Annotated in this window: 15 protein-coding genes; 6 read left to right on the forward strand and 9 right to left on the reverse strand. The window is 72.1% G+C overall.

Features of this window, described 5'->3' with window-relative positions; genetic code table 11:
* Positions 1–61: 61 nt before the first annotated feature.
* Together AUC44_RS14560 and AUC44_RS14565 are read right to left on the reverse strand one after the other, a co-directional pair.
* Positions 62–2,284 (reverse strand): MMPL family transporter, encoded by a 2,223-nt coding sequence (locus tag AUC44_RS14560; RefSeq protein WP_062159367.1) that lies wholly within the window; start codon positions 2,282–2,284, stop codon positions 62–64.
* A gap of 227 nt (positions 2,285–2,511) precedes the next feature.
* Entirely contained in the window at positions 2,512–3,297 is a 786-nt protein-coding gene (locus AUC44_RS14565; protein WP_062159368.1) for an APH(3') family aminoglycoside O-phosphotransferase, read from the reverse strand.
* 90 nt (positions 3,298–3,387) lie between these two features.
* On the opposite strand from AUC44_RS14565, the gene AUC44_RS14570 reads away from it, so the two are divergent.
* From AUC44_RS14570 to AUC44_RS14585, 4 genes are all read left to right on the forward strand, one after another.
* Positions 3,388–4,080 carry a YqhA family protein gene (locus AUC44_RS14570; protein WP_231724464.1) on the forward strand — a complete coding sequence of 231 codons (693 nt, stop codon included), beginning with the start codon at positions 3,388–3,390 and terminating at the stop codon, positions 4,078–4,080.
* A gap of 60 nt (positions 4,081–4,140) precedes the next feature.
* Positions 4,141–5,043, forward strand: coding sequence for a hypothetical protein (locus AUC44_RS14575; protein WP_062159369.1), 903 nt, complete (start codon positions 4,141–4,143; stop codon positions 5,041–5,043).
* The gene (locus AUC44_RS14580) at positions 5,040–5,399 is read left to right on the forward strand and encodes a hypothetical protein (RefSeq protein ID WP_062159370.1); all 360 of its coding nucleotides are present in this window, start codon (positions 5,040–5,042) and stop codon (positions 5,397–5,399) included. The genes AUC44_RS14575 and AUC44_RS14580 overlap by 4 nt, the downstream gene beginning before the upstream one ends.
* Positions 5,400–5,527: 128 nt before the next feature.
* Entirely contained in the window at positions 5,528–6,214 is a 687-nt protein-coding gene (locus tag AUC44_RS14585; protein WP_231724465.1) for a CDP-alcohol phosphatidyltransferase family protein, read from the forward strand.
* Here the strand turns inward: AUC44_RS14585 and AUC44_RS14590 are convergent.
* Positions 6,193–6,867, reverse strand: coding sequence for a DUF2270 domain-containing protein (locus tag AUC44_RS14590; protein ID WP_062159882.1), 675 nt, complete (start codon positions 6,865–6,867; stop codon positions 6,193–6,195). The two genes, AUC44_RS14585 and AUC44_RS14590, sit on opposite strands and share 22 nt — an antisense overlap.
* A 237-nt stretch (positions 6,868–7,104) precedes the next feature.
* Between AUC44_RS14590 and AUC44_RS14595 the strand changes: the two genes are divergently transcribed.
* Positions 7,105–8,433, forward strand: a complete 1,329-nt coding sequence (locus tag AUC44_RS14595; RefSeq protein WP_062159371.1) for a S8 family peptidase — start codon at positions 7,105–7,107, stop codon at positions 8,431–8,433.
* A gap of 48 nt (positions 8,434–8,481) precedes the next feature.
* Here AUC44_RS14595 and AUC44_RS14600 read toward each other — a convergent pair whose 3' ends face one another.
* From AUC44_RS14600 to AUC44_RS14625, 6 genes are all read right to left on the reverse strand, one after another.
* Positions 8,482–9,126: an MBL fold metallo-hydrolase gene (locus AUC44_RS14600; protein WP_062159372.1), complete on the reverse strand. Its 645-nt coding sequence runs from the start codon at positions 9,124–9,126 to the stop codon at positions 8,482–8,484.
* Positions 9,127–9,159: 33 nt separating this feature from the next.
* Positions 9,160–10,095 (reverse strand): DNA polymerase III, encoded by a 936-nt coding sequence (locus AUC44_RS14605; protein WP_062159373.1) that lies wholly within the window; start codon positions 10,093–10,095, stop codon positions 9,160–9,162.
* A gap of 8 nt (positions 10,096–10,103) precedes the next feature.
* Positions 10,104–10,856: a metallophosphoesterase family protein gene (locus tag AUC44_RS14610; RefSeq protein ID WP_062159374.1), complete on the reverse strand. Its 753-nt coding sequence runs from the start codon at positions 10,854–10,856 to the stop codon at positions 10,104–10,106.
* Between the two features lie 64 nt (positions 10,857–10,920).
* Complete coding sequence (locus AUC44_RS14615; protein ID WP_062159375.1) at positions 10,921–11,970, reverse strand: S66 family peptidase; 1,050 nt, start codon at positions 11,968–11,970, stop codon at positions 10,921–10,923.
* On the reverse strand, positions 11,964–12,464 hold the full coding sequence (locus AUC44_RS14620) for a GNAT family N-acetyltransferase (protein ID WP_335338702.1): 501 nt from the start codon (positions 12,462–12,464) through the stop codon (positions 11,964–11,966). The genes AUC44_RS14615 and AUC44_RS14620 overlap by 7 nt, the downstream gene beginning before the upstream one ends.
* Positions 12,465–12,469: 5 nt before the next feature.
* Complete coding sequence (locus tag AUC44_RS14625) at positions 12,470–13,420, reverse strand: carbon-nitrogen hydrolase family protein (RefSeq protein WP_062159377.1); 951 nt, start codon at positions 13,418–13,420, stop codon at positions 12,470–12,472.
* Between the two features lie 118 nt (positions 13,421–13,538).
* Between AUC44_RS14625 and AUC44_RS14630 the strand changes: the two genes are divergently transcribed.
* Positions 13,539–14,096 (forward strand): 5-formyltetrahydrofolate cyclo-ligase, encoded by a 558-nt coding sequence (locus AUC44_RS14630; RefSeq protein WP_062159378.1) that lies wholly within the window; start codon positions 13,539–13,541, stop codon positions 14,094–14,096.
* Positions 14,097–14,115: the final 19 nt, after the last annotated feature.

The following is a 14,115-nucleotide window of genomic DNA, read 5'->3' on the forward strand; positions in this document are numbered from 1 at the left end:
GGGCGACGCGCGCAGGCGGTCGCCCCTCTTCTCTTGTGGTCCCACTCCCTGCAACCCCTGTTCAGTGTTCGAGGCGGATGTGCGGCAGGCGTTTATCGAGCCAGGCGGGCAGCCACCAGTTCCACTTTCCGGCGAGCTTGAGGAAGGCGGGGACGAGGACGAGGCGGACGAGGGTGGCGTCGAGGGCGACGGCGATGGCGAGGCCCAGGCCGATGCTCTTGCTGGCGACGACGCGCCCGAAGATGAACGCGGAGAAGACGATGAACATGATGATGGCGGCCGAGGTGATGATGCGGGCGGTGTGGCCGACGGCACGCACGACGGCCTCGTCGTTGGGGTGCCCGGCGAGGTACTCCTCCTGCACGCGCGACAGGAGGAAGATCTCGTAGTCCATGCTGAGGCCGAACATCACGGCGAACAGCAGCACCGGGAGGCTGGCGTCGAGCACGCCGACGTCGCCGGGGATGCCCAGGGGCGCGGCCAGGACGCCTTCCTGCACGATCAGGGTCACGAGGCCGATGGCGGCGCCGACGGTCAGGGCGTTCATGAGGATGCTCTTGAGGGGGATCAGGAGGCTGCGGAACGCGACCATCAGCAGCAGGAAGGTCCCGGCGAAGACGGCCAGGACGACAGTGGGCAGCGAGTCGGTGATGGCGCGGCTGAATTCCTCGCCGCCGACGGGCGCGCCGCCGAGCAGGTACGTGTACCCGCTGGCCTCGATGGTGCCCCGGATCTGCCGCTCGAAGGCGGGAATCTCGCGGGCGGGGAGGGTGCGGTCGGGAACGACGGTGACGCGCAGCAGGGTGCGGTCACGGCTGAACGAGCGGGTGGTCAGGGCGCTCAGCGCAGCGAGCTGGTCGGTGCTGCCCCCATTTGTGCCCGCGAGGTCGCTGGGGGTCAGGAAGGGGCTGAGGACGCCCTTCACGCCGGGCAGGGCGCGCAGGTCCGTCACGAGCGCCTGGAACCTGGTGCGGTCTGCGGGGGTGTAGCGCTGGCCCTTGAGGTCAAGGATCACCTCGAACTGGCTGAGCAGGCCGCCCGCACCGAGCGCCTCGACGTCTTTCAGGGTGTCGCGGCTCTCCACGCCGGGCGTGAGGCCCCACGCGCCGGCATACCCGGTGCGGATGTTCAGGGCGGGCGAGGCGAGCAGCAGCAGGAAGGCGGTGCTGCTCAGCACGGCGAACCAGGGGCGGGCGGTGACGCGCCGCGCGAAGGCCGTCCACGCGCCGGACGCCGCGCCGCTCTGCGCCCAGTTCAGGCGGGTGAAGCGCGGGTGGTTCACGCGGTCACCCAGCAGCGCCAGCAGCGCGGGGAGGGCGGTGAGGCTGGCCAGGACGGTCAGCAGCACGGCCAGCACCCCGCCGATCCCGATGGAGCGCACGAACGCGATCGGGGGGAGGATCAGGCCCGCCATGGCGATGGCGACGGTCAGGCCGCTGAAGGCGACGCTGCGCCCGGCGGTCTGCACGGTGCGTTCGGCGGCGCGGCGCGGATCCGGCGTGCGGTTCAGTTCCTCGCGGAAGCGGTTGACCATCAGCAGGGCGTAGTCGATGCCCGCGCCCAGGCCGAGCATGGTGATGACGCTCTGCGCGAAGGTACTGACGTCCATGACGTGCGTCAGGCCGTACAGGGCGGCCATGGCGACGCTGATGCTGAGCATCCCGACGGCCAGCGGGAGGCCGGTGGCGACGAGCGCGCCGAACACGACGAGCAGCAGCGCGCCGATCAGGGGCAGGGCGACGAGTTCGCTGCGTTTGGTGTCGCTCTCGGCGAACTGGGTGAAGTCGTCCCCGATGGCCTGCCCGCCGGTCACGCGGATGTCCAGCGCGGCGCTCTCTGTGCGCGCGGTGTAGGCCCGCACGCGGCGCAGGGTGTCGCTCGCGCCGTCCAGCAGCGGAATCTGCGCGAGGGTCAGCGCCAGGGACCCGTCCCCGGAGCGGGTGCGGTAGGGGCCGCCTGCCTGCGCGGCCGTGACGCGGGTAACGCCGGGCACGTCCTCCAGACCGTCCAGGAACGTCTGGTAGGTGGCGTCGCCCTCCCTGGTGCCCAGCGGCGGCTGGCTGCGGGTCACGAGGACGACGGTGTTCGTATCGCGCTCCCCGAAGCGGTCGCGCAGCAGGTCGGTGACGCGGGTGGCCTCGGAGTCCTTTAGGCCGCCGGCGGGGTCGGCGGTGAGGGCCGCGGGGGCACGCGCCGCGAAGGGGAGGCTCAGGGCGGCGGCGAGCAGCCACGCGAGCAGCACCGCCCAGGGGTGCCGGGAGACGAGTCGGCCGAGGGTGCGCATGCGCCCGAGTAGAGCACGGGCGGCCCGGGCAGACCGGGGGCCGCACGACGAAGTACACCCGAAATCCCTGTCACCAGGTGCAATGAAACCGCCTGCTCCTGCGTCTGAAGAGCAGAGCCGCCCGCGACGGCGTGAACACCACCGAACTCGTCACCGGTCACCTGGAGAACGGCGTCAAAGCGCAACGGCAGGAAGTGGCGAGTGAAGCGGGCGTTCCACTCCCCTGTTCAGAACAGTTCGTCGTGCAGGCGGTAGTACGCGAGTTTCGTGTCGTCCACGAGGGCGCGGCCGTACAGGTCGAGGAACATCCCGGCGTAGCGTTCCCCCAGTTCGCTGCGGACGCTGCGCGCGGCGAGGGCGAGGTCGGCGTGGCGGTCGGCGATGCCGAGGCGGCCCACGTCGATCAGGCCCTCGACGTACTCGCCGTTCAGGATGATGTTGTCCAGCGTGGCGTCGCCGTGCGTGACCACGAGGTCGTCCTGCGCGGGGCGGGTGCGGGCCAGTTCGTTGAAGACGTTCACGGCGCTGCGTCCGGCGTGGTCGTCGTCGAAGTCGTGGCCGTCGATCAGTCCGGCCTGCACGCGTTCGCGGGCCAGGGGCAGGGTCACGTCCAGCGTCTGCCGGAACGGGCAGTCCCGCAGGGGAAGGGCGTGCAGTTCCCGCAGCGCGCGGGCCAGCAGGTTCACGACCCGTTCCGGGTGCAGCCGGGCGTCGGGGTGGCTCATGGGGACGCCGCTCAGGCGTGTCATCGCCAGGAACTCCCGGTCCCCCTCGACCTCGAAGGCCACGACCTGCGGCGCAGGGATGCGCCCGGCCAGCCAGCGCAGCCGCTCGCGTTCCTGTTGCAGGGTGCTGGGCGCGTGCGGGGTGCGGGGCTGCACCTTCAGCACGTAGCGGGTGGATCGCCAGACCTGCGCGCCGCTCTGGCCGCCGCTCACGCGTTCCCAGCGGGCGGCGGGCAGCACGCGTTTCAGGGCGTCGGGCAGGGTGGGGCGGTCCGGAACGTCAGTCACGCCGGGCAGTCTGGCAGTGGCCCTGACCTTCAGGCAAGCGTGAAGGCCCGCCCCCACCGCGCGTCCCTGCGGCCCGGGATGATGGAAGGCGTGACCCGCCCCCCCTCTGCCCCGCGCTCCCCGAACCCCGAACCGTCCCGGCGCGAGTGGTTCAGCGAACTGATCGGCCGCACGCGCTTCGTGGTGCTGATCGCGGTGATCGCCGTGCTGCTCGTGTCGTTCAGCCTGTTCCTGCAGGGGACGCTGCTGGCGCTGCACACCATCTGGGATTCCTGGCACGACACGTTCACGCAGGGCATCGCCAGTCAGCAGGGGCAGCTGGCAGTGGAGTTCCTGGAGATCGTGAGTACCATGCTCAAGGCGGTGGTGTTCTACCTGATCGGGGTGGGGCTGTACTCGCTGTTCATCACGCCGCTGAACCTGACGTCCGCGCTGGGCGTCGAGAGCCTCGCGGATCTGGAGCAGAAGGTCGTGTCGGTCATCATCGTGATTCTGGGCGTGACGTTCCTGGAGCATTTCGTGCGCTGGGATAAACCGCTGGATACCCTGTACTTCGCGGGCGCGCTGGCGCTGGCGGGGGGGGCGCTGGTGTTCTTCCAGCGGGTGCACCGGGGCAGCGGCGGGGACCTGCAGCAGCCGCAGTCGAAGCTGCGCGCCCGGCAGGACCTGTTCGAGAACCACACCGAGCAGCGGCACATCGACGATCACGACGTGGAGATCGCAGAGCAGGCCACCCAGGCCAAGCAGGAGGGCAAGGTGGACGCCGAGGAGGGCAGCGGCTGAGGTCCTGCCCCCGGAGCGCCCTGGACACCTGGCCCCCCGCGCGCGGGTACACTGTTCAGAATGAGGGTTGGTCTGCTTGAAACTCACGCCGCGCGCCTCCCGGGCTACTGGGCGGCGTTCCTGAAGGAACTGGGCTCCGAGCCCGTTCTGCCCGCCCTGGACGACACGGAGGCCCTGACGCTGGGCCGCGAGAGCTTGCCGAACGAACCGCTGGGCGTGCAACTCGCGCTGGGCCGCATCCTGTCGATGGGCCGCGTGGACGCCGTGCTGATCGCGCAGTGGCCCGCCGTGAGCGGTGACGCCTGGAGCGAGGCGCTGCCCGAACTGCTCGCGCGGCGCATCAGCGGCCTGCCCACCCTGATCGGCGTGCCCGACGGTCCCGAGGGCCTGGAAGGCGCGGCGACTGAGCTGGGCCTGCGCGTGTCGCAGAACGCCGGGCGGGTGCGGCTGGCGCTGGAGAAGGTGCGCCCCCTGGCGCAGGACCCGCGCGCCGCGCAGCCGGCCCTGACCCGCGCGAGCCGCGCGACGGTCGCCGTGATCGGCCCGCGCGCCCTGCTGAGCGAGCCGCTGGTCGCCGCTCCGCTGCGCGCGGCGCTGGATGACCTGGGCCTGTACGGCGTGTTCAGCCATGAGCTGCCGGTCGCGGACGTCCTGAAGCGCGCCGAGCGGCTGGAGCAGCCCCGCGCGACCGCCGGGGACCGTGAACTGTTCGGCGCGGTGTCGCTGCTGGGCGGCAAGGGTGCCGTGAAGGGCTTCGTGTTCGTGAGCGGCGCGCGGGACGGCTCGACCGCCACGGCCGCGAGCCGCCTCGCGGAGCGGCAGCACAAGCCCACGCTGCTCCTGAGCGTGGACGGCCAGACGGACTTCCCGGAACTCGCGGCCTTCCGCGACCGCGTGACCCTGGGCGGCGCGGCCCGTCCCGCCGCCAGCGGACCGGACAGCGCGGAGGGTGAGGGCGCGTGAACCCCTGGCGCTGGCTGACCACCCCGGACCCCGCGCCGGGCTTCACGGCAGGCAAGATGCTGAAACTCACCGCGCGCGTCATGCTGTTCGCGCTGGTCGCCACGCTCCTGAGCGGGCTGCTGCAGCTCACGCCGCTGAAGGGCACCCTGAACACCTGGTGGGGCAGCCTGCTGTTCGTGCTGCTGCTGTACATTCCCGCCGCGCGCTTCCTGACCCTGGATACCTTCGCGCCCCGCCGCGCGCCGGCGACCACGCCGGGCCGCGCGGCGCAGGGCAGCAGCGCGCAGCGCCGCAAGGAACGCAACCGCTACGCCGGCGTGCGCAAGAGCGGACCCAAGTACGGGGGCCGCCGATAGAGTCCGGGCTCGCCCGCACGCGCAAGGCCCGTCCGGCGCGCGAGTGGGCGGGCGAACGGCTGTTCCGCCCGGCAGCGCAGCTGCTCGTGCCGCCCCTGGCACGATTGAACGTCAACCCGCAGCACGTGGTGCTTCTGCACACCGCCCTGGGCCTGTACGCCGCGCTGCTCATCCGGCGTGGCGAACGCGTCCGGCCTGCACTGCTGTTGCAGGTCAAGACGCTCCTGGACGGCCTGGACGGACAACTGGCCCGCGCGACCGGGCAGACGACCGAGACCGGCCGGTATCTGGACACCGAGGGCGACCTGCTCGTCAACCTCGCGCTGAACGTGGCGATCCTGGGCCGCCCGGGCGTGCCGGTCACGCTGCTCCAGAGCCTGATCCTGACCGTGGATTTCCTGTGGGAGCGGGAGTACCGCGCGGCGCGCGGTGAGGTCTTCCGGGAACCCGCCGCGCAGGCCGGGGATCACCCGGTCGTGCTGGGAGCCCTCCAAGCGGTGTACAGCGCGTACTTCGTGCCGCAGGAGCGGGCGCTGGACCACGCCTTCCAGAGTCGGCTCCGCCGCGTGACCGGGGCTGCCACGCCAGGGGCGGCGCAGCGGCAGGCGTACACCCCGCTGGCCGTGAACACCCTGAGTGCCAACCTGGGCCTGGCCACGCAGTTCCTGCTGCTCGGCGCGTGCGTCCTCTCTGGCCGCCCGCACTGGTACGCGCGCAGTCTGGGCGTGCAGGCGCTGGCCCTGGCAGGCGCGCAGGTGTGGCGGGAAGCGCAGGCCCGGACGGCAGGCGCGGATCAGCCCTCTTCCAGCGGGTAGGTGCGCGCCGCGCGGGCCGCCAGGGCGATCAGGTACAGGTAGAACCCGCCCACGATCGTGAACACCAGCCAGCCGGGAAAGCTGCCGATATCGGCCAGTTCGAAGGCTGCCGGGAATTCGAGCACCCAGCCCTTGGGCTGGCCCAGGTCGAGTTTCGCGAACCAGGCCGCGAGCACCGCCGCGTAGATCCACAGGTAGTTGCGGTTCAGCCGCCAGCCCAGCGCGTCGGCGCGGCTCATGGGACTGCGCGGCTTGCTCAGCTCGGCCAGCAGCAGCTGGTGCCAGCCGGGGTCCACCTTGTCACCCAGCATGGCCGGGTAGAAGAACCGTTCCATGATCCGCACGCGGTGGTGCGCGATCTCGTAGGTGCGGAAGCGCCTGGCTTCCAGCCGCAGGAAGAAGTAGTTCATGAACATCGCGAACAGGAAGGTCGCGTGGCTGTTGTTCACGTCGCCCAGCGCGAAGGACGCCAGACCCGCCGTGGTCACGACCGACCAGTTGGTGGTCATGTCCAGCCGCTGACGGTACGCGGTCATCTTGCCGACCTCGGCGCGGTACAGGTGGATCAGGGCGTTGGCCGTGTTGGTGCTGTAACTGACGTCAGTGAGGCCCGCAGGCGACTGCGCGCCCGGTCCCAGCCCTGTTCCCGGCATCACGTCCGTCATTGTGACATGCCCTCAGGGGGCTCAGGCGTCTGGAGGCATCCCGGGCAGGTGGGTCCTGCCGCGGCCCGGCGTGATCTGCGCCACCTCGGCGCTACCCCCAGATGGCGGGACGAGCAATGGAATTCGTTTCACAAATGACCACTTGAGCGCCGGCCTATGGTTTGCAGACCGTTCCATCCGTTCCACTCACCGTGACGGGCCCCGCCCGATCGCGCCGGAGGCTGCATGAACCGTACCCGTCTGTTTGGCCTGCTCACCCTTTCCGTCCTCCTCGCCGCCTGCGGACAGACCCCGGCCCAGCTCACCCCCGACGCGGCCCAGGCCAGCGCGCCGGCCTTCGTGGACGGCGAACTTCTGGTGCAGCTCAAGGGCGGCCTCAGCAGTCAGGCGCTGACCAGCCTGGGTGCCCTGGGCGTGCAGTCCGTCGAGACGCTCTCAACCGTGAACGGTGCCGCGCTGCTGCGCGCCCGCATCACCGACGGCCAGGGCGTGCTCGCCAAGGCGAAGCAGCTCCAGGCCAGCGGCCTCGTACGCTTCGCGGAGCCCAACTGGACCTACCAGACCCAGGCGCTGCCGACCGACAGTTACTACACGAACGGCACGCTGTGGGGCATGAAGGGCAACTTCGGCTCGGGCGCCGAGACCGCGTGGGCCGCCGGGCACACCGGCAGTGACAACGTGTACGTGGGCATCATCGACGAGGGGTACCAGTTCGACCACCCGGACCTGAAGGGCAACGCGTGGCTGAACCCCTTCGACCCGGTGGACGGCAAGGACAACGACGGCAACGGATACATCGACGACACGCGCGGCTGGGACTTCGCGAACAACGACAACACCGTGTACGACGGCGGCACGCGCGGCAGCCTGGACGCGCACGGCACGCACGTCGCCGGGACGATCGGCGGCACCGCGAACGACGGCGGCGTGGTCGGCGTGAACCACAACGTGACGTTCATCAGCGGGAAGTTCCTGGGCCGCCGCAGCGGGAACAGCGCCGACGCCATCAAGGCCATCAACTACTTCGTGGACCTCAAGAGCCGCCACGGCCTGAACATCGTCGCGCTGAACAACTCCTGGGGTGGCGGGGGCTTCTCGCAGGCGCTGCTTGACGCCATCGTGGTGGCGGCCAAGGCGAACATCCTGTTCATCGCGGCTGCCGGCAACAGCGGCACCGACAACGACGCGACCGCCAGCTACCCCAGCAACTACGACACGACCGCCGGCGCCGGCTACGACAGCGTGATCGCCGTGGCCGCCATCGACAAGGCCGGGGCGCTCGCGTCCTTCAGCCAGTACGGGAAGACCACCGTGGACATCGGCGCGCCCGGCGTGGCGATCACGAGCAGCGTGCCGTACAACACGTACAGCAGCTACGACGGCACCAGCATGGCCACCCCGCACGTGACGGGCGGCGCGGCCCTGTACGCCAGCACCCACCCCGGCGCGACTGCCGCCCAGATCCGCGCGGCGATCCTGGGCAGCGCCACGCCCACCGCCAGCCTCAGCGGCAAGACCGTCACCGGCGGCCGCCTCAACGTCAGCGGCTTCTAACCTCTTCCCGATCAGCGCCGCCCCCGGTGACCAGGGGCGGCGCCCCTCTCATTGCAGGAAGGGATTCGTCTGCGCTTCCGTGGCGACCGTCGTGCGCGGGCCATGCCCGGGATAGACCGCCGTGTCGCCCGGCAGGGTCAGCAGCTGCTCGCGGATGCCCGCCAGAAGCTGCGGGTGGTTCCCGCCCGGCAGGTCGGTCCGGCCGATTCCTCCCCGGAACAGCGTATCCCCGGCGACCACGAGCCCCGGCGCGGTGAACACCACGTGCCCCGGCGCGTGTCCCGGCAGGCTGCGGGCGGTGAGGGTCAGGTCGCCCGCCGTGAAGGTCTGCCCCTCGCTGATCTCATGATCGGGGTCGGCGGGCTGGATGAACGGGAGGTTCCAGCGGGCGGCACTCTGCGCGCCCGCGTGGTACAGCGGCAGGTCCGCCGGGTGCAGCCACACCGGCACCTGCAGCGCCTCGCGCAGCGGCTGCACGGCGCCGATGTGATCGAAATGCGCGTGCGTGAGCAGGATGCCCCGCACCGTCACGCCCGACCCGCGCACCAGCGTCAGCAGGCGCTCGGCGTCGTCGCCCGGGTCGATCAGGAAGCCCTCGTTCTGGGCGCCAGCGATGAGAACCGCATTCTCCTGGATGGGACCGGTCGGCACCGACCAGAGGCGCAGCGCGCCGTGCGTGAAAGGAGCACTCATGCCCGGCAGTCTACGCCGGGGGGACCGTCCGCTTCAGGCGTGCCCGAAGGCGTCCCGCAGCGCCAGCGCGAACACCTGGAAACTCAGGCTGGGGCTGGCGTACGCCTCCAGCGCCTCCTGGAGGGCGGTCAGGGCACTGTCGGCGCGCGCGCGGACGTGCGGCGGCTGATCCCGCCACGTGAAGCGCAGCGTCTCGGGGTGCCAGGCCGGATCGAAACGTTTCTCCAGCGCCTCGGCGGCCTCCAGCGCGCCCAGCAGGCTCTCGCCGAGCGCATTCGTGAGTTCGCGGGCGTCCTGGAGAGCGGCGCGCACGGGTTCCGGGTCGCCCAGCACGCCGGCCCGCCCGGCGGCGAAGGCCACGAGTTCCGCGTCGGGTGCCTGCCCGGCGCGCAGCAGGGCGCGTTCCACCGCGGGGTCGCTGACCGGCGTGACGCTCAGGCGGGCGCTGCGGCTGACGATGGTGGGCAGCACCGCGCGCAGGTCCTCGGCGAGGAACACGAACAGCGCGCCGTGCGGGGGCTCCTCCACCAGTTTCAGCAGGGCGTTCGCAGCCTCCGGCCCCAGGTACTCGGCGCCCTGCACGATCACCACGCGCCGCGTGAAGGTGGGCCGCACCTCCAGGAACTCGAACACGTGCGTCTCGTACTCGCGGGCCTTGTCACGCCCCGACAGGACCGCGCCGATGGGAATCAGCTTGCGCCGCGCGGCCTTGCCGGTGCTCGTCGTGGCGCGCGGCTCGACGAGCAGCAGGTCCGGGTGCGCGCCGGCCGCCAGAGCCCGGCACGACGGGCAGGTGCCGCAGGCCTCGCCGTACATGCCCCTCGCCCCGGTGCAGTTGTGCTGCGCGGCCACGGCGCGCGCCACGTCCAGCTTGCCCACGCGGGCCGGGCCGGTCAGGAGCAGCGCGTTACCCCGGAAGGCGCCCGTCTGCTCCAGCAGCGGGCCATGCAGGTCGGCGGCGGCCGTCACGACCGCACCTACTTGCCGATGGCGAGGCGGGCGGCGAGCACCTGCGGCAGCCCCGCCTCCAGCGCCGCCTCCTGCGCCCGCTCGATGTCGTACGCCACGCGGAAGACCTCGAAGTAGCCGCGCGCGGAATCGTAGATGGCGTAGCTGGCCCTGGGGTTCCCGTCGCGCGGCTGGCCCACGCTGCCCGGGTTCAGGATCACGCGGGTGCTGGGCGCCACCATGTAGCTCCCGCCGTCCTGGAACTGCTGCACCTTCACCCAGTCCCCCACCGGGGAATTCAGGGTGGCGTACACCGCCGGGACGTGCGTGTGGCCCACGAAGCCCAGGCGGCCCTGCCACTGCGTGAAGGCCTCGCGCGCGGCGGGCACGGAATCGGTGTACTGGTCGAGGCTGACCGGGGTGCCGTGCCGGTAGCGGGCGCCCACGTCCGGGTCGTCGATCCCGTCGCGCCACAGCCGCACCCAGGCGACGTCGCGCTCGGACAGGCGCGTGAGCTGCCAGGTCAGGGCCATGCTCACGATCGATTCCTTCGGTTCGCGCCGGCCGTCGGCGTACTGCAGCAGCATCTCGTCGTGGTTGCCCAGCACGCAGATGGCGTCCAGTTCGCGCAGGACGTCCAGCACCTCGCGCGGGTGCGGGCCGTAGCCCAGGGCGTCACCCAGATGGATGACCTGATCGTACCGGCGTCCGGCTGCGTCGTTCAGGACGGCCTGCAGGGCGGTGTGGTTCGCGTGGATATCGGAAAGCAGCAGCAGCCGCACACCTCAGATCATAGCGCGCGCCGGCCGGATGGATGGGCTGGCCGGGGCGCGGCCGGACTCCCGGTCAGGGCCAGACCGTCACGCGGCCCGCCGGCGGATCGAGGCGGACCTGGGCGCCCAGCGGCAGCGTGAGCTGCGGGCTGGTGTGGCCGAAATCCACGTTCGCCACGACCGGCAGGTCCGGGCGACCCGCCTCGAGCAGGACGCGGCGCACCCAGCGGTACAGCTCCTCCATCATCTCCGGCGTATAGCGGCGCGGGCGGGCCAGCAGCAGCCCCGCGAGGCTACCCAGGATGCCCTGCGCGGCGAGGTTGCGCAGCCAGTACCCCACCTGCCGGGGTGGGGGGACGTCCTCGCTGGTCTCCAGCGCCAGCACCGCGCCGCGCCACAGGGCTGGCTCCGGCCAGCCGGGCGTGCCGTTCAGCATGTCGAGCACCTCAATGCAGCCGCCCAGCAGGTGCCCCTGCGCCGGCCGGTCGCCCTGGAGCCACGCCCAGCCGTCACCGGCGTCGAAGGTCCGGGGAACCTCCTGCGCGGCCTCGTCGGCCCAGTCCGGGCTGACCTGCGTCCAGCCGGGCGCAGGCGCCAGATCGAACGGCGCGGGCGGATCGATCAGGGCGCGCCTCACCCCCTGCACCACATAGGGGTGCATCCCGCCGTTCTCGGCGAGGTCGGTCAGCAGCGCCGGACCGTGGTACGCCATGACCCCGGCCCGCACGAACTGCGTGAGGGTCACGGTGGTGTCGCTGAAGCCCAGCAGGGCCTTCGGGTGCGCGCGGATCAGGTCCGGGCGCAGGAACGGCAGCAGGCGCACGCTGTCGTCCCCGCCGATGACGCTCACCATCCCGTGGATATCTGCCGATTCCAGTGCCCAGTGCAGGTCGTCCGCGCGGGCCTGCGGATTCGCCGCCAGGAACGCCGGGCCGCGCAGCGCGTTCGGCGCGGCCACCACCTCCCACCCGAACTCCTGTGCGATCTGCCGCACCCCGGCGCGGTAGCGGTTCATCACCTCGGTCACGAAGCCACTCGACAGGCTCAGCGCCGCCACCCGCGACCCCCGCTCCAGCCGGGGCGGCCGCACGAAGACCGGGACGGACGACTCCGGCGTCAGCATGCCAGCACCAGCCAGTGCTCGGCGTGCACGCGGCCGTCCCGGCGCACCGCGTCCGGCTGGGTGCCCCACACGCGGAACCCGCAGCGTTCGTACAGGCGCCGCGCAGCGTCCTGCGAGTCCATGACGGCGAGGTGCAGCGATGTCACGCCCACCCACGAGCGCGCCAGCGCCACCCCGGCCCGCACGAGGGCCTCCCCGAGGCCCTGCCCGCGCGCCTGCGGGGCGACCGACACGCCGTACACGTTGACGCGGTGGGCCAGGGGCGGCGCCACCTCCCGCACCAGGGTCAGGAGGCCCAGCAACTGACCGTCCACGAAGGCCCCCAGCGTGACGCCCGCTGCATCCGGTGCGAGGCGGGCCGCCAGCACGTCCTCACCCACGGCCGCGAACTCTTGTGCGGTCGTCAGGAACGCCGCCGGGTCGGCCTGCAATGCGGCCAGCCGCGCCGCGCGGTAGGCCGGGGCGTCCTCGGGCGTCAGGCGGCGGACCTGCACGGCAGTCAAGTGCGCTCCGGGGCGCCGCCCAGGCCCACGACCCGCGCGGGCGTGGGGCGCGTCTCGCCCACCACGCGGTCGCGCCAGTTCAGGACGTGGCCGTCCACCCGCACGTGTCGGGTGAGGCGCAGGTCGAGATCCGTGACCAGCCAGCCCGGCTCGTTCCAGCCCAGCTGCGCCACGATGCCGTCCTCCGGCAGGCCGTTGTCCGACGGGGCGTACACGCCCGCGGCCCCGTGCGCGTCCTCGACGGCGTACGTCCAGGGGGCGTCCGCGATCAGCGGGGCGTGCAGCGCGTAGCACTGGTTTTCCAGCGCGCGGGCCATGCTGCCCACCCGCACGCGGGTGTACCCGGCGCGGCTCCCGGTGAAGGACGGCACGACCAGCAGTTCCGCGCCGCCCTCCGCCAGTTCGCGCGCCAGGGTGGGGAACTCGCTGTCGTAGCAGATGGCGATCCCGAACCGCAGCGTCCCGCCCGGCAGGGGCAGGTCGAACACCGCCACGCCCTCGCCCGGCGCGATGTCCCACTCCTCGGCCTCGAAGCGGGTCATCAACAGCTTGTCCTGCCAGGCCTGCGTGCCGTCCGGACCGAACACGAACGCCCGGTTCACGAAGCCGTGCTCCTGCGCCACGGGGTAGCTCCCGGCGACGATGCCCACGCCGTGCTCGCGGGCCAGCCGGGCGTGCAGCGCCACGAAATCCGGCACGAAGGCCTGGAGCGCCGGGCGCATGCCGATCACGTCATGGTGCAGGTCCGTGGGCAGCAGGCTGATCAGTTCCAGCGGCGCGTACTCCGGGAACACCAGCAGCCCGGCGCCCCGGCCTGCCGCGTCCGCCACCCAGCGCGAGAGTTTCGCCTCGTAGGCCGCCCAGTCCGCCAGGAACTCCACCGGGTACGCCGCCGCCGCCACCCGCACCACCGCTGCCCGTCCCACTGCCCGCACGCCGTCACTCATGCGCCCGAGTGTAGACCCCGCACCCGCCGCGCGCCGCCGCCAGATGACCTAGCCAGCCGGTGAGGGGACAGGGGCGGGCAGCGCATCGTCGCCCAGCCCCCTCTGGTAGCGTGCGGGCATGACCACCGCCGGGGCCGTGCGCGAACAGGTGTGGGACGACCTGCTGGCCCGGGGCGCCTGCGCCTACCCCCTGCCGCCGCACGGGCACTGCCCGAACTTCACGCACGCGAAGAAGGCCGCCGCGCAGCTGCTGGCGCACCCCGACCTGACGGCCCGGCACACCCTGATCGTGGGGCCCGAACGCGCCCTGCTCACCCTGCGGCAGCAGGCCCTGAAGGCCGGCAAGACCCTGTACGTCCCCCACCAGAAGAAGGAGGGCTGGTACTGGCGCGTCACCGACCCGCGCGGCGCGCGCCTGAGCACCCTGCCCGAGTACGGCGAACCCACCCTGGTCCCGCAGGGCGCGCAGGCCGCCGTCCTCGCGTGCGTCGCCGTGGACCTAAGCGGCGCGCGGCTCGGGAAGGGCTTCGGGTGGGGCGCGCGCGGCCTGCCCCTGGACCTGCCCGAATACACCCTGGCGCACCCCCTGATGCTCCGGGAGGCCCTCCCCTGCCCGGCCGACTCGCACGTCACGCTGATCGGCCTGCCGGATCAGGTGCTGACCGGCCTGACCTAGCGCCCCCACCCCCCCCGGC

The organism is Deinococcus actinosclerus, assembly GCF_001507665.1.
Lineage (GTDB): Bacteria > Deinococcota > Deinococci > Deinococcales > Deinococcaceae > Deinococcus > Deinococcus actinosclerus.

Coding starts and splice junctions, on each gene's coding strand:
- AUC44_RS14560 (WP_062159367.1), bottom strand. CDS start 2,284: ATGCGCACCCTCGGCCGACTCGTCTCCCGGCACCCCTGGGCGGTGCTG.
- AUC44_RS14575 (WP_062159369.1), top strand. CDS start 4,141: ATGAGGGTTGGTCTGCTTGAAACTCACGCCGCGCGCCTCCCGGGCTAC.
- AUC44_RS14590 (WP_062159882.1), bottom strand. CDS start 6,867: ATGCCGGGAACAGGGCTGGGACCGGGCGCGCAGTCGCCTGCGGGCCTC.
- AUC44_RS14595 (WP_062159371.1), top strand. CDS start 7,105: ATGAACCGTACCCGTCTGTTTGGCCTGCTCACCCTTTCCGTCCTCCTC.
- AUC44_RS14600 (WP_062159372.1), bottom strand. CDS start 9,126: ATGAGTGCTCCTTTCACGCACGGCGCGCTGCGCCTCTGGTCGGTGCCG.
- AUC44_RS14615 (WP_062159375.1), bottom strand. CDS start 11,970: ATGCTGACGCCGGAGTCGTCCGTCCCGGTCTTCGTGCGGCCGCCCCGG.
- AUC44_RS14625 (WP_062159377.1), bottom strand. CDS start 13,420: ATGAGTGACGGCGTGCGGGCAGTGGGACGGGCAGCGGTGGTGCGGGTG.
- AUC44_RS14630 (WP_062159378.1), top strand. CDS start 13,539: ATGACCACCGCCGGGGCCGTGCGCGAACAGGTGTGGGACGACCTGCTG.